Source organism: Alteromonas sp. 14N.309.X.WAT.G.H12, from assembly GCF_036697315.1.
In the GTDB taxonomy this organism is placed as follows: Bacteria; Pseudomonadota; Gammaproteobacteria; order Enterobacterales; family Alteromonadaceae; genus Alteromonas.
Genome location: NZ_JBAHZB010000002.1, coordinates 217,156 through 231,268, shown reverse-complemented (window position 1 = coordinate 231,268; position 14,113 = coordinate 217,156). Strand labels below are relative to the sequence as shown.

At 45.0% G+C, this 14,113-nt stretch carries 10 protein-coding genes and 1 tRNA gene; 8 read left to right on the top strand and 3 right to left on the bottom strand.

Annotation, left to right across the window (positions count from 1 at the left end; all coding sequences use genetic code 11):
- Nucleotides 1-101: 101 nt before the first annotated feature.
- Both V5298_RS02365 and ubiA read left to right on the top strand, forming a co-directional pair.
- Complete coding sequence (locus tag V5298_RS02365; RefSeq protein WP_332929860.1) at nucleotides 102-626, top strand: chorismate--pyruvate lyase family protein; 525 nt, start codon at nucleotides 102-104, stop codon at nucleotides 624-626.
- 14 nt (nucleotides 627-640) lie between these two features.
- Nucleotides 641-1,519 (top strand): 4-hydroxybenzoate octaprenyltransferase, encoded by an 879-nt coding sequence (gene ubiA, locus V5298_RS02360; protein ID WP_332929859.1) that lies wholly within the window; start codon nucleotides 641-643, stop codon nucleotides 1,517-1,519.
- Between the two features lie 46 nt (nucleotides 1,520-1,565).
- Here ubiA and ubiK read toward each other — a convergent pair whose 3' ends face one another.
- Nucleotides 1,566-1,823, bottom strand: coding sequence for a ubiquinone biosynthesis accessory factor UbiK (ubiK, locus tag V5298_RS02355; RefSeq protein ID WP_332929858.1), 258 nt, complete (start codon nucleotides 1,821-1,823; stop codon nucleotides 1,566-1,568).
- A 116-nt stretch (nucleotides 1,824-1,939) separates the two neighbouring features.
- Here ubiK and rep point away from each other — a divergent pair, with 116 nt between their 5' ends.
- Nucleotides 1,940-3,958, top strand: coding sequence for a DNA helicase Rep (gene rep, locus V5298_RS02350; protein WP_332929857.1), 2,019 nt, complete (start codon nucleotides 1,940-1,942; stop codon nucleotides 3,956-3,958).
- Here rep and V5298_RS02345 read toward each other — a convergent pair.
- Nucleotides 3,955-6,555, bottom strand: a complete 2,601-nt coding sequence (locus V5298_RS02345; RefSeq protein WP_332929856.1) for a sensor domain-containing phosphodiesterase — start codon at nucleotides 6,553-6,555, stop codon at nucleotides 3,955-3,957. The genes rep and V5298_RS02345 overlap by 4 nt on opposite strands.
- 169 nt (nucleotides 6,556-6,724) lie before the next feature.
- The gene (locus tag V5298_RS02340) at nucleotides 6,725-7,087 is read right to left on the bottom strand and encodes a c-type cytochrome (protein ID WP_332929889.1); all 363 of its coding nucleotides are present in this window, start codon (nucleotides 7,085-7,087) and stop codon (nucleotides 6,725-6,727) included.
- Between the two features lie 278 nt (nucleotides 7,088-7,365).
- On the opposite strand from V5298_RS02340, the gene V5298_RS02335 reads away from it, so the two are divergent.
- The 5 genes from V5298_RS02335 to V5298_RS02315 all read left to right on the top strand — a co-directional run bounded on the left by V5298_RS02335 (nucleotide 7,366) and on the right by V5298_RS02315 (nucleotide 14,049).
- Nucleotides 7,366-7,442: transfer RNA gene (locus tag V5298_RS02335), tRNA-Arg, on the top strand.
- 495 nt (nucleotides 7,443-7,937) lie between these two features.
- Nucleotides 7,938-10,373 (top strand): glycoside hydrolase family 42, encoded by a 2,436-nt coding sequence (locus tag V5298_RS02330; protein ID WP_332929855.1) that lies wholly within the window; start codon nucleotides 7,938-7,940, stop codon nucleotides 10,371-10,373.
- Between the two features lie 499 nt (nucleotides 10,374-10,872).
- Complete coding sequence (locus tag V5298_RS02325) at nucleotides 10,873-12,510, top strand: MFS transporter (RefSeq protein WP_332929854.1); 1,638 nt, start codon at nucleotides 10,873-10,875, stop codon at nucleotides 12,508-12,510.
- 5 nt (nucleotides 12,511-12,515) lie between these two features.
- Nucleotides 12,516-13,424 (top strand): 2-dehydro-3-deoxygalactonokinase, encoded by a 909-nt coding sequence (locus V5298_RS02320; RefSeq protein ID WP_332929853.1) that lies wholly within the window; start codon nucleotides 12,516-12,518, stop codon nucleotides 13,422-13,424.
- A complete protein-coding gene (locus V5298_RS02315; protein ID WP_332929852.1) occupies nucleotides 13,414-14,049 on the top strand; it encodes a 2-dehydro-3-deoxy-6-phosphogalactonate aldolase in 636 nt (211 codons plus the stop codon). Before V5298_RS02320 ends, V5298_RS02315 begins: the two co-directional genes overlap by 11 nt.
- The last annotated feature ends 64 nt before the right edge of the window (nucleotides 14,050-14,113 follow it).

The window sequence follows — 14,113 nt, the reverse complement described above, 5'->3', positions numbered from 1 at the left end:
ACGAATTAATCGAAAACTATGAGTATGTAAACGCGGACATGTGGGCGTGGCACAATACCAATGGTAATATACGCCCTTCTAAATTATTGGTGTAGGTATTTTTGGAACTCGCGCATTCATTTCCCATTGGCATAGACACACAATGGCAGGCTGTTTCTGCATTTAGGCCACTGTCTGATAAAGCCCAATCCTGGCTGCTTGATACGGGCTCGTTGACCGAGCGTATTGAGGGCGTGTCGAATCATTTTTCTTTGCAGCTTGTGGGGGAGGGGGTTGCCCCGTTACATGCCGATGAAACCCGCTTATTGAAAGGGGAAGCCAACGAGTACCGAGTACGGGAAGTCTTTTTAAAGGATGGCACGTCACCTTGGGTGTTTGCCCGTTCTGTGATCCCCGCAGCTTTGGTGAGCTCTGAATTTGCAGGGTTAGGCACCGAACCGCTGGGTAAACGTTTATTTAATGATGCGCGTTTTCGCCGGGGCGACTTTGAACTTTGTCGTATTCGTCTTCCCTCGTTGTGCTCCGATGCTACTGATTTGTTGTGGGGACGGCGTTCGTGTTTTCATTTTCAAAATCTGGAACTGCTGGTGGCGGAAATTTTCCTGCCGGCTTCTCCGCTTTACTAAAAGGCACGTTGAGTATGGCAATAGCGCTGTCGTTATCAAACTGGCGATCCTACGTACAACTAACGCGACTGGATAAACCTATTGGCATCTATCTGTTGCTCTGGCCCACTGTTTGGGCTTTGGTGATTGCCGCGGATGGGCTGCCTAATATGGGTCTTCTCGCCATCTTTATCGCCGGTGTGGTTTTGATGCGTTCAGCCGGATGTATCATTAACGATTACGCTGACAGAAAAGTAGACGGCAGTGTTAAACGCACGGCTTCCCGCCCTCTGGTGAGCGGCGCCGTGAGCGAAAAAGAGGCCCTGCAATTGTTTGGCCTGCTGGTGTTCATTTCGTTTTTACTGGTTTTAATGCTGAACTGGCAAACCATCGCACTGTCGGTGGTGGCGTTACTGTTGGCAGCCTGTTATCCATTTATGAAGCGCTACACTCATCTGCCTCAGGCGGTACTTGGGGCCGCATTTGGCTGGAGTATTCCCATGGCGTTTGCCGCCGTTACCGGTACGGTGTCATTAGAAGGCTGGCTGCTTTTCATCGCCAATCTTTCCTGGACCATTGCCTATGATACTTACTATGCCATGGTAGACCGGGACGACGATGTGAAGATTGGCGTAAAATCCACGGCCATTTTGTTTGGTCACTTTGACCGGATCATCATCGGGGGATTGCAGGCTATTACCCTGCTATTGGTGATGATAATCGCCATGCGTCTACACTATAGTTGGGTCGTTTATGCCGGGCTAGGCGTGTGTGGTGGATTGTTTTTACTGCAGTGGTATCAAACCCGAGAGCGGGAGCGTATGGCGTGCTTCAAAGCGTTTTTAGATAACCATTATGTGGGGCTGGTACTGGCGGTGGCGCTCATACTCGACCGGGTTATACTTGCTGGATAAAGTCCAATGTATTGGCAAACATAACCCGTATTTTGTGGGCGCGAAACTACTTAAGTTTTGCGCTTTTTTCTGCTTCTAGGGCCGCCAAACGGCTTTCCATGGCTTCCAGCTTTTCTCGGGTACGTATTAATACCTGGCTTTGAATATCAAATTCCTCGCGGCTGACTAAGTCTAATTTGCCCAGTTGGGTTTGTAGTACCTGCTTTATCCGCGTCTCTGCACTTTCAGCCATGGAGCGTACTCCCGGGGGGACAGCGTCAGAAATTTGTTTCGCAATTTCTTCGAGTTTTTTCGGATCAAGCATGGGATTTCCTTTATAATGCGCGTCATCATGTAGTTGCTACGTATTTTAAAGAGATGCGGAGCACATGCAACGAAAACTATCTTTCTCATAACCGAATTACGTCATTCCCGCTGCTTATGAAACTCAATGATGCACAACAATCTGCTGTGACGTTTGTCTCCGGTCCTTGTCTGGTACTGGCGGGAGCCGGCAGTGGCAAAACCCGGGTGATCACCAATAAAATTGCCTATCTGGTAAGAGAGTGTGATATGCCGGCTCGACAAATCGCCGCGGTCACCTTTACCAATAAAGCCGCCCGGGAAATGAAAGAGCGGGTAGGGCAAACGTTAGGGAAAAAAGAAGCCCGTGGCTTGAAAGTGTCGACCTTTCATACTTTGGGACTGTCGATTATTAAGGCTCATGTCAGAGAGCTGGGACTAAAACCGGGCTTTTCTTTGTTTGATGATAAAGACTCGCTGGCGCTGTTAAATGATCTTACGGCTGAGACCATTGACGGCGATAAAGATCAGCTAAAAATGCTGCAAAGCTGTATTTCGAACTGGAAAAACGATCTTATCCTTCCTGATGCCCTTTCCCGGCAAGCAAAAAGTGCCGGGGAGAGCGAATTTGCCGAAGCGTACCGTCAATATCAGAACCATCTGCGTGCGTACAATGCCCTGGATTTTGATGATTTGATTTTACTGCCCACCTTGCTGCTACGCACCAATGAAACGGTACGCCAGAAATGGCAAAACAAAATTCGCTATTTGCTGGTGGATGAATATCAAGATACCAATACCAGTCAGTACGAACTGGTGAAACTCCTGGTGGGCGAACGGGCACGATTTACCGTGGTGGGTGATGATGATCAGTCGATTTACTCTTGGCGTGGGGCGCGTCCACAAAACTTGCATCTGTTAAAACAGGACTTTCCACGTCTTAATGTGGTGAAGTTAGAGCAGAACTATCGCTCCTCAGGGCGGATCCTGCATAGTGCGAATATTCTTATCCAGAATAACCCACATATATTTGAAAAAACCCTGTTTTCAGAAATGGGTTATGGTGAGCCACTGCGGGTTATCACCGCTAAAAATGAAGAGCATGAAGCAGAACGGGTGGTCGCAGAACTTATTGCTCATAAGTTTATGAACCGCACTGGGTACAAGGATTATGCGATCTTGTATCGGGGCAATCATCAAAGCCGGTTATTCGAAAAGCTACTTATGAGCAACCGTATTCCCTATCGCATCAATGGCGGTATGTCTTTCTTTGGCCGAACCGAAGTCAAAGACATCATGGCGTACCTGCGGTTATTGGTGAATCAGGATGACGACAATGCCTTTTTGCGGGTGGTCAATACCCCTAACCGGGGCATTGGGCGAGCGACATTGGAAAAGCTGGGTAACTTTGCCAATGAACTGAAAGTTTCCTTGTTTGCTGCGGCAACCCATTCGGGATTGTCGGGGGTGCTACCCGATGCGGCCTACCGGCGCGTAGCTGGATTTGGCCGTTGGGTGGTGGAAACCGCCGATAACATCAACCGTGGTGACAGCAAAGCCGTCTTGCGGGATATGATCCGCTCGATGCAGTACGAAGAATACCTTTATGAGCAAAGCCCAAGCCCGAAAGCCGCAGAAATGGGTATGGCCAACGTAAGTACCTTATTTGGCTGGGTAACGGACATGCTTGAAGGCAGCGATATAGATCCGCCCATGACCATGCAGGAAGTGGTTAACCGGCTGATCTTGCGGGATATGATGGAGCGAGCCGAGGAAGACGGTGAAGCAGATCAAGTTCAGCTAATGACATTACATGCGTCTAAAGGACTGGAGTTTCCGGTGGTCTTTTTAGTGGGCATGGAAGAAGGCTTACTGCCCCATCAAAGCAGTATTGACGAAGACAATGTTGAAGAAGAGCGCCGACTGGCCTATGTGGGGATTACCCGCGCCCAACGAGAACTGATTTTCAGCTTAGCAAAAGAGCGCCGTCAGTTTGGTGAAATTATTAACCCTGAGCCTAGCCGTTTTCTGTATGAACTACCCAGTGATGATTTGCAATGGGACGATAAAAAGGTAAAACCGTCGGCAGAACAGAGAAAGAAAACCAATGAAGCGGGGTTAGCAAGCTTAAAAGCGATGCTGGGAAAAACGGATTAATCTGGCTTTTTTAAGTGAACAGGGCTCGGTGCGCTAAGGGCTTTACCTTGTCCATAATGACACTCTATTTCATTGAGGGCTTCTAGCTGGAGAGTTGAATCTATTCCTTCTGCAATGACGTCAAAATGCAGATGTTCTGATACCAGCATGACCGATTGGATCAACTTAAGGTTGCGCTGAGAACGGGGAAGGGATTTTACAAATCGGTGATCGATTTTGATAAAGTCGAAAGGATAGGCAAATAAATAGCTTAGTGAAGCAAGCCCACTGCCAAAGTTATCCAATACCAATGTTACCCCCGCCCGTTTTAGCTTTTTAATGGCCGGTAAAATAGCCTGGGAACGTCGGTTTAAATCATTTTCGTCAAATTCAAACACCAACTGCTTCGGCGGTACATTCAAATCTCTAATAAGCTTGAGTATTTTCGATACCAAAGAAGCTTGAAGTAGATGATTGATAGAAATATTCACCGCGATTCGTTTAATGTCGCCATGGTTATTTTCGCTGTCTTTCAATAACAAGCAGGCATGCCGCAATTGGTAAAGATCCAGATCGAGGGTAAGGCCACTTTGCTCGGCGACCAGACGAAACTGCTCTCTATTTATTTTTCCGAAGTGGGGATCGACCCAGCGAACATATAATTCGTGGTAAAGTTTTTGACGTGTCTTTAAATCGAGCACCGGTTGTAAAAAGCACTCAAACTCTTCATCCCGTAGGGCCCGGCGAAACTCGTTTTCCAGTTCTAACTCTTCTAACAGGCGCTCGCGCATTGATTTGTCGAACATCACAAAGCGGCCACGTCCCATGGTTTTTGCCTGGTACATGGCGGCATCGGCATCGCGCAGGATTTCATCTGCTGAGCGGTAATAGGGCTCGAGGTGAGCAATACCAATGCTGGCGCCAGAGTACATTTCTTTTTCGTCTAAAATGAATGGCTCTGAAATGGATTCGATAATACGTGAGGCAACGTCTTCCACATCTTTGGTGGTGGCGAAGTTATCCAGCAATACCACAAATTCGTCGCCACCCAAGCGGGCCAGCAAATCATGACCGCGAATACACAGTGAGATGCGCCTAGCCACTTCAATTAAGAATTCATCACCAGCATGGTGGCCGAGGGTATCGTTGATGGTTTTAAAGCGATCGAGATCGATAAAGAGTACAGCGAACAGGTTGTCTGCATAGCGCTGTTTACTGGCAATGGCTAATTCTAAGCGATTGGTAAACATAGCGCGGTTGGGTAAATCCGTTAAATTGTCGTGATGAGCATCGTGGATCAGTTTGAGCTCAATTTCTTTCCGCTCTTCAATTTGCTGAGTTAAGAATGCATTGGTACGGTCGAGTTCGCGGGTACGTTCTTTTACCCGCTCTTCCAATTGGGCGTTATAGCGCTGAATGGCTTCGGTGCTGCGTTTTCGCTCCATGGCCGTGGCAATATGGTGTGAAACAAAGCGTAATAATTCTAAGTCTTTGGCAGTGTATTTTGCCAGTTTGCCGTAGGTTTGTACTGCAATTACCCCTGAAATGGTGCCATCAACAATAAGCGGGGAGCCTAGCCACGAGTTAGCACTTTTTAACATTCGCTGGGCGATGGTGACATCCAGTTCACCAGCTTCCGCCAGCTCCAATACGCGCGGCGGGTTAATGAGTTCAGTTTGCCCTGTGCGTAATACCAGTTCCGTAAGGCCCAAACCTAAGGGGCGGCGGGTGGGGTTTTCGTTGTTGGTATCGTTATAGTAGGGAAAATCGAGAAATTCACCGGATTGATCCAAGGTGGCAACAAAACAGTTGGGCGCACTAATAAGGCGGGTCAGTATTTTATGAATAGTGGCATAAAAGGCTTCCATATCACCTTCTGAATTAGCGGCCAATTCGGAGATTTCAAACAGCGCCTGTTTTAGGGTTTCCATTTTCTGGCGCTCCAAGATCTCCTCTTGAAGTTCATCGTTAATTTTTCTTAATTGACTGGTGCGGTCGCGAATGGTGCGCTCGGTTAATTCACGGTTTTTTACCCGATCCACCGCGGTAACAATATGTTGGGATACAAACAGCAGTACTTCTAAATCTTCTCGGGAATAGGAGACAGTGGTGTCGTAGGTTTGTACGACCATGGCCCCAATCACTTGCGAGCTGCGCTTTAATGGGACGCCTAAAAATTGGTGGGGCTTTGCGCCAACCAGTTTTATACTGTCGCGCTCAAAGAAGGCGTTATAGTCTTTTTCGTCGTGTATAAAAAGGTGTTTGCCAGAGCGAAGAATATAACCTGTGAGCCCATCCATAAGGGTTTCAGCGGGAATTTGCTTAATGGTTTGTTCGTCGAATTCATCGACAAAATAAGCAAAATTGACCAAGTTTGCGTCAGGCTCGTAAAAAGCCACGAAAAAGTTATCGGCATTCATAAAGTCGCCGATGATTTCATGTATAGCAGGATAAAGGCGACTGAGATTACTCACAGAGCTTGCTAACTCTGAGATATCAAATAACGCCTTTTGTACCCGTTCTGAACGTTTGTACTTTTCCGTAAGCTTTTGTAATTGCGGGATGAGTTCTCGAAGCTCTTCCTCTGACAACTCGTACTGCGTCGACCCTGAAGTCATACTGATATGCCGTATTATTATTTTAAGTATTATTCAGTACTAAATTACCCGATTTGTGAAAATAACGCCACTTATTGCAGTAAATTTGAACTAAGAATTTAAAAAGTGCAGAAGAGTATGTGAGGATATACGTAATGGCCAGCAGAGGAATACTGGCCATAAAAGGCGATTAGATCCCTTCGACCATGTATTCGATAGCCGCTTTAATTTCGTCATCGCTACAGTTGCCACAGGTTCCCCGAGGTGGCATGGCGTTTAAGCCATTTAACGCATTATTCCATACGCCATCTAAACCCCGTTCGTCTAAACGTGGTTGCCAGTCTTCTGCGTTATGCACACGTGGTGCACCTAAAACACCAGAACCGTGGCATGCCACACAGGCGCCGTTATACACGTCTTCACCTGAACGGGCGGCAGCAGCCCCCGCATCAGCAGCCTGAGCACCGGCGACATTTAGGCTTCCATAGGGTTTTATGCGTTCTTTTATCGCTTCGTCTGTCATTTCCTGCGCGTGGGCTGTGGTTACACCCATTGCCACTACTACTACACCTAACAATGCATTTAGTTTCACATCTGTCTCCAGGCTACGGTCTTGTTAATCGTTATTCGCTCGATTATAGCGGTTAAAAAGTCTCCGACAACATTTTGAACAACAAATACCTATAAAAAGTGTGTGAAATGTTGATTTAACGTTTATCTGGTGGGAATAATGACAAAGAGGTTGAAGCGAGGGCGTTGCATCAGTATGATATCGCTCCCAATTAAGGCTGCTTGTCTTCGTGTCTTTGCATCGCCTTAAACGCAATATATCCGCCCCTAGCTCAGCTGGATAGAGCGCAGCCCTCCGGAGGCTGAGGTCAGAGGTTCGAATCCTCTGGGGCGGGCCATTTTCTCCCTTCCTCAAACGAACATCAGTTTTTGGCATTCATAATAATTTTATTAGATCTCGACGATAAATTTAAAAAAACGAGGCATCTCGATATCACCTGTTAATTTGTTAGTGAGTTTACATCGACGTCGGTAAACGATGCATCAGAATCGGCGTGTGGGATGGGTTAGCAAAGCTAAAATTACAGTTCATTTTTCACTATTTAAATTATTCTACACGTTAAAGTTCAATCGATCACTTTGTAGTGGCGGACTTACACATTTGAATTTAGTTGTAATTAAAGATTTATTTAATGCTAAGCCGGCAGATGGCTAGCAACGGAAAAGCAATAGGCAACTTATATGTTGTTAAAACAAAGTAAATCAATATATACATATGATGTTTTATTATGTAGTATCATTCGGATGTTAACAATTCGATAAATTGATGTGCATTGGAGACTATTGCCAAAAAGGACTCTGAACCAGTGTGCATACTAGCTTGGGACTACATTATGAAACGCCAATTTAAGATTGTCGCTCTGGCTCCACTTATGATGATTAGTGCCGCGTGCACGCAAATAGACACTAGAGAAAGCAGTGCTTCTACAAGTGATCCAAGTCAGCAAGTCAGTGTCAAGAGCCCGCTCGAAATAGCAGCGCGAAGAAAAATTGAAAAGCTTCAAACTATAATGGAAGAAGCAAAGTCAAAACAGATAGACGTGACGCGTGAGGAAGCCGTTGTTTGGTATGCAAATGAGTTTTTAAAATTCGCAAATTGGGACGAAGCCAACCCAGACGCTATCGAAGCTGCCTTTGGTTACGAGCGGCACTTCGCCCCTAATAAAAAACAACTTGCCGCTGAACTCCCTAACTTTGAACGTAATAAAGTGATAGACATCCTAGATGAGGGGATCGAAAAACTAGGTAAAGAGCTTCGCGGCGAAATAAAGCGTCGTCCTGTTGTTAAAGTCGACTGGCAGAACACCAAAGCCGTCGATGGTATGTTTGTGAGCAACGGCAAGCCTGTTTTCCTGTATGACTACTTTTCAAAGTCGGTAGGGCAGCCTCTAGGGCAGCCCGACATTTATAATGACTACTTAGGCGCACTTTATCATGGTGGCGCAGATCTTTACCCAGTTGATCACGACCGAGCTATTAATTCTTTCTTAGTTAAAGAAGACGGTACATTCGATGAAGAATTACTCAAAAAGCTCACAGCAATTCCTAATGACAATATTGGCTATTTGGTGGCATGGCTGATGGGCATTCCTAAGTGGGTTGAAGAGAAGGAGCCTGAAATTAGAAAAGGGCGTTCGCTTTTCCAAGGTTTTGATATAGACAATCCACTTGCCCGTGAAGTATGGGGCAATATACTGCGCAAAGCCGCTGAAGTAACAAAAGGTAAGAAAGTTATTGAGCTAGGTTTTGTACTGGCCAATGAACCACACTGGTACTCTGAAGCGGGCCACTGGACGGGTAATTATGAAGAGATGCAAGGGATTTCGTCTTATACATTAGCTGAATTCCAAAAATGGCTGAATAATAAATACAAGGGCAACTTAGCGCGGCTGAATGAAAACTGGGGCACTAAGTTTGCTAGCTTCGACGATGTAGAAATAGAAATTCCCATTAGTAAAGCGTTACGCGGAAAGCCAATCTGGTTCGATTGGAATCGCTATAACATGTATCGTGCGACCTCTTGGTTTACCTTCATGCAGAATGAACTACATGCAGTAAACCCAGATGCTGATACACACATCAAGATATTTCCACGTACATTCTATGAAGATTCACGCTCTCACGGTATCGACGTAGAAGCATTAACTGAACTGACAACCATGATAGGCCATGATGCGAAAGCCATGGGTAGCCCAAGTATACGGTCTCATATTTCGTCTGATTGGTGGAAAAAGTATACTTATAAATGGGACGGCATGAGCATGCTCCATGATTTCACTAAGTCAGTCGCGCCTAATAAAATCATGGTTAACTCGGAATCTCACTTCTTGTCTTCTGGCCAGTGGAAAGTAATGGATCCGCGTGAAAGTTACGTACGAAACGTATATTGGTTAGCTACGCTTCAAGGAATGGATGCAAACATGGCTTGGTTCTGGATGCGCGATCCAGATGGTTCACCCGAAGACCGTTTAGAAGGGGAACTTAACTTCTTTGACCCTGGTTTAGCCGGTGCCTTTGCTGGCTCGAATAATATGCAACCACATGTTTCGAACGAAGTGACGCAAGTTATGTTCGATTTAAATACCTATTCTGAAGAAATTATGGCGCTACGAAAGCAGCCTAGACCTATACGTTTATTCTATTCAGAAACGTCAGCCATTGATTTAAATGATTACATGACAACGCAGGGTAAGTTATATCGATCTATGTTTTTCGAAGGCTTCCCGCTTGGATACGCGACGCGTAATATTATCACTAAGCAGGATAATTTAACGTGGGATACCATTGTGGTATACAAAACGCCTAACGTTACCGATAGCGAGTTTGAAGCGTTACAAAATTACCTCGATTCAGGTGGATCTGTTGTGATGGACAAGCAATCCCTTCGTTTTAACGAATATGGACAGTTGCGTGAAAATACCTTACGGGCTAACCAAGGAAATCTCATCGTACTTGCTAAAGATTCTGACTTAAATAGGTTCCGCCAAGCGGCACTCGGTGCAGTAAACCCTAATAACCTACCTGATATCGAATTCGATATTGATAGTCCATTACCGTTTAAGACTACTATTACCAGAGTGGCCAAAACGGGCGATAATAAGTATCTTGTTAACTTATTAAGTGTGGGGCACGAACCTGTCCAGGTTAATCTTTCTTATAAAAATGGTGGTCAGTTGAAGATAACAGACTTGATGACGAGCAATCGTATGGACAGTTCTTTTGAGCTTGCCTCAGAAGAAGTCCTATTACTCGAAGTAGAGGTAAAGTAACAACCTAACTTCCCTTCCAAAAGCCGGTTAATAGATCCACTTGGCCGGCTTTCCTCTAGCCACGGCTATATAGCTGCGGCAGGTTATCGCGCAGAATCACTGCAGCGCACGCCTAGCGGGAACGAATTTGTCTCATTAATTGGTTTAATACAAAGGTAGATTTGGCGGTATTGAAGACCCTGGTGCTCCATATGTTCTCGGAGCAAGCGCAATTTCCTAAAAGCGAAAGTGTTTATGCAAAAGCCCGGTTCATCGGATTCTTTTGTTTATAAAAGTCGGATATTCCAAATAACGATGAGATCAGAGTGTTAACTTTGGGAAGCTCAAGGTAGAGATCAAATGGTTTCCGAAACCGACAACGGTGATCTTGTGAGTGTTCTAGCGTCTCATTGTTTATAGCGCATTGATCACTCCATAGGCTGCAAAGTCGTTTCAACAAAAAATGAAACGTTAATAAAACGTATACTTGGGGTTGCAGAAACATAAATTTAAACATAGTATGTTTGCATTAATAGTACATTGGATTGATAGCGTGTTGAGACTACCTGTTAGATTTAGCTCTTCGAGCCGAAACGTATCATTTTTCGCCCTTGTTGCCGCGTTCGGGGGCTTCGTGTTTGGATTGGACGCCGCAAATATATCAGGTGCACTTCGGTTCGTAAGTGCAGAATTCGAACTGGACTCAATTCAGCAAGGCACGCTAGTAGGTTGTGCGCTTCTCGGCGTTATTCTAGCGCTTTTCTTTACAGGCTCATTTTGTGAAAAATGCGGAAGGGCTAGAGTATTACTTGCTATCGGCTTCATTTACTCTTTGTCTTCTCTTTTGTCTGCGTTTGCGGTGAGTTATGGAATGCTTCTCGTCGGCCGCTTTATTGGAGGGGTGGCATTTGCTTCGATTACGGTTTCGGCCATGTATATTGGTGAAATTGCGCCTGCCCATCAGCGAGGCAAGTTTGTTTCTATAAACCAATTTATGATTGGGCTAGGACTGTTGTGCGCTTTTGTAATTAACTATTTTCTCGTTAAATCGCTTCCTACCGCTACCTGGTTAACCAACGACAATATTTGGCGCGTAATGTTAGGTGCGGAACTCATTGCGAATGCGATATGGGTTGGCCTTATCTTATGCATTCCAGAATCCCCTAGATGGTTGGCTAAAAAAGGACGAGATGAGGAGGCGTTATTTGTTTTTGAAATTATTGCTCCTGTAGAAAAGGCGAAATTGTTGCTAGAAGATGTAAAAAACTCACTTTCTAGCGACAACGAACTCAATTCGTTGTCCCAACTAAAAGCGTTGTTTGGACCCGGCTTACGCTTTGTATTATTCATTGCTGTTGCCTATGCGTTCGTTCAAGGTGCAACGGGAATGAATGCGGTGTTGTTTTTCGCGCCGATGGTGTTTGAGCAAGTAGGTATGAGCGTTGAAGATACGTTCATGCAAACCATTTCGACAGGCGCGGTTGGGCTTGCGGCAACTTTTGTAGCTATCGGTTTTGTAGAAAAGCTCGGCCGAAGAACACTGACTATAGCTGGGCTTTTGCTTGTTGTTATTGCGCACGGCTCTACTTTTTTAGGTTTTAAGCAAGCAAGCTACGAATTTAATGATACTGCAATAAAGCAGCTAACCGCGTATTTTCAACAAAACGATCTGCCGGTAGCCTCGTTAGCCTCATTCGCAGGTAAAAGTTTCGATACAGATGTGGCACTAAAAACTGAGCTAACCAAACATTTTGACAAAAAAACACTTCCACTGGTGAGTGGAACGATTATTGAAAAAACAATAATCGATGTTAATGCGTCACTGGTCTTGTTTGGTATTTTCGCATTCTTAGCGGCATTTAATTTGTCAATTGGTCCTATCATGTGGGTGATATTCTCTGAAATATTCCCCAACAAAGTACGTAGCGTAGCTCTGCCTTTCGCCGCACTCGTTCAAACTATTTCATCGTGGTCAATACAACAGTTTTTCCCTTGGCAGCTCGACAATATGGGGGTCGCCAATATCTTTTTGCTCTACGCAGGTATCGGTCTGTTTGGGTTAGTAATTATGTATCTTTATTTACCTGAAACAAAAGGGAAAACTATTGAGGAACTGGAGCTCGAGTTAACCAACCAAAATTCGATGGAGGCTAAGTAATTAACATGAGTAACAATAGCATAGCCACGTTCGTCGTCGACTGGGGAACCAGTAACTTTCGTCTTTTTGGTTTGGATAGCGAAGGCGTTTTGCTAAATACAATAGAGGCATCACTAGGGCTTCTTAAAATAAAAGATGGTAAATTTGCCGAAGCATTAGAGCAGAAGCTAGAAATGATGACGGCGAATTACCGCCATATACCGGTTATAATGGCGGGTATGGTTGGCTCGGCTTCTGGATGGAAAGAAGTGCCTTATGTCTCGGCACCCGCTTCGGTTTCAGATATTGCTAATAATGCAGTTTGTTTCGAACTTCCATGGGGCGCGCTAGCTAGAATCTTACCTGGCGTGAGTTATCGTGCTGCAGCGCTTTATTGTGATGTAATGCGAGGCGAGGAAGTGCAAGTGTTTGGTTTGCCACTGCTAACCGAATCAAACAATTTGCACATTGTGTTGCCAGGTACGCACAGTAAACATGTCAATATAGAAAGCGGTGCTATTTCGCGCTTTTCGACTTATTTTACAGGCGAACTTTACGCATTGCTAAGTCGCTATTCATCAGTGAAACCCCCTATGCCGGCACAAGAAATTGTCGATAGAAGTGCGTTTTTAAAGGGGGTTGAAAGAACCGCAGAGGGTGCGTTACTCAACGACATTTTTTCGGCGAGAGCATTAAAGCTGTTTGGAGTGCTTGCCGATCATGAAGTGGCTGACTATCTGTCAGGCATTTTGATTGGCAACGAATTACAAAACTCGATGAACAAAAATATCTATTTAGTCGGCGGAGAGTCTTTATGCGCTCGCTACGCACTAGCCGCTGAAGCGTTACACATAAAAACGCATACATTTTCAGGTAATACCTGTTTTCTCAATGGTATAGCAAGAATTATCAAGGAGATTGAAAGTGAGTCGTGATACCAATTCTGAAATACCTCTTATTGCTATTTTGAGGGGCGTAACACCTCAAACTATTTTGGATGTGGCTAGCGTACTAGTTGAAGCGGGGTTTACAAAATTAGAAGTGCCTTTAAATAGTCCTAATGCTATTGAAAGCATACGCATGCTTGTGAAGGAGTTTGGGACTGAGAGCTTTGAGCTAGGTGCAGGAACAGTGACAAGGTTGGATTTAGCAGAACAAGTATTGGAAACCGGCGCAAACCTTGTGGTAACACCGAACTGTAATATAGAGGTCATTAAAACAGCCGTAGATGCGGGGTGTGTAACCTATCCTGGTGTTGTAACACCAACAGAAGCTTTTAATGCTGTACACGCAGGTGCTACTAATCTGAAACTATTCCCAATTTCTATGGTAGGCGTAAGTGGCATGAGCGCGATGAAAAGCGTGTTGCCATCTAATATTGATCTGTTTCCAGTAGGAGGTATCGACGCCACTATCGATTCAATGTCTCCGTATCTCAATAAGGGAGCAAAAGGCTTTGGCTTAGGCTCACAGCTCTACACGCCGTTTATGACTGTGAGTGAAGTAGGCCAGAAAGCTAAGGCGTTTGTGAAAACATACAACAATATTATTGCCCAATAACGATTGCTGAACGGCAATGTAAAGTAGGCATATTACGGCAGCTACATTTAATACAAGTCTTGGT

Excerpts from the sequence above, each read along its gene's own strand:
- V5298_RS02340 (WP_332929889.1), bottom strand. The coding sequence starts at position 7,087 with ATGGGTGTAACCACAGCCCACGCGCAGGAAATGACAGACGAAGCGATA.
- rep (WP_332929857.1), top strand. The coding sequence starts at position 1,940 with ATGAAACTCAATGATGCACAACAATCTGCTGTGACGTTTGTCTCCGGT.
- ubiK (WP_332929858.1), bottom strand. The coding sequence starts at position 1,823 with ATGCTTGATCCGAAAAAACTCGAAGAAATTGCGAAACAAATTTCTGAC.
- ubiA (WP_332929859.1), top strand. The coding sequence starts at position 641 with ATGGCAATAGCGCTGTCGTTATCAAACTGGCGATCCTACGTACAACTA.
- V5298_RS02345 (WP_332929856.1), bottom strand. The coding sequence starts at position 6,555 with ATGACTTCAGGGTCGACGCAGTACGAGTTGTCAGAGGAAGAGCTTCGA.
- V5298_RS02330 (WP_332929855.1), top strand. The coding sequence starts at position 7,938 with ATGAAACGCCAATTTAAGATTGTCGCTCTGGCTCCACTTATGATGATT.
- V5298_RS02325 (WP_332929854.1), top strand. The coding sequence starts at position 10,873 with ATGTTTGCATTAATAGTACATTGGATTGATAGCGTGTTGAGACTACCT.
- V5298_RS02320 (WP_332929853.1), top strand. The coding sequence starts at position 12,516 with ATGAGTAACAATAGCATAGCCACGTTCGTCGTCGACTGGGGAACCAGT.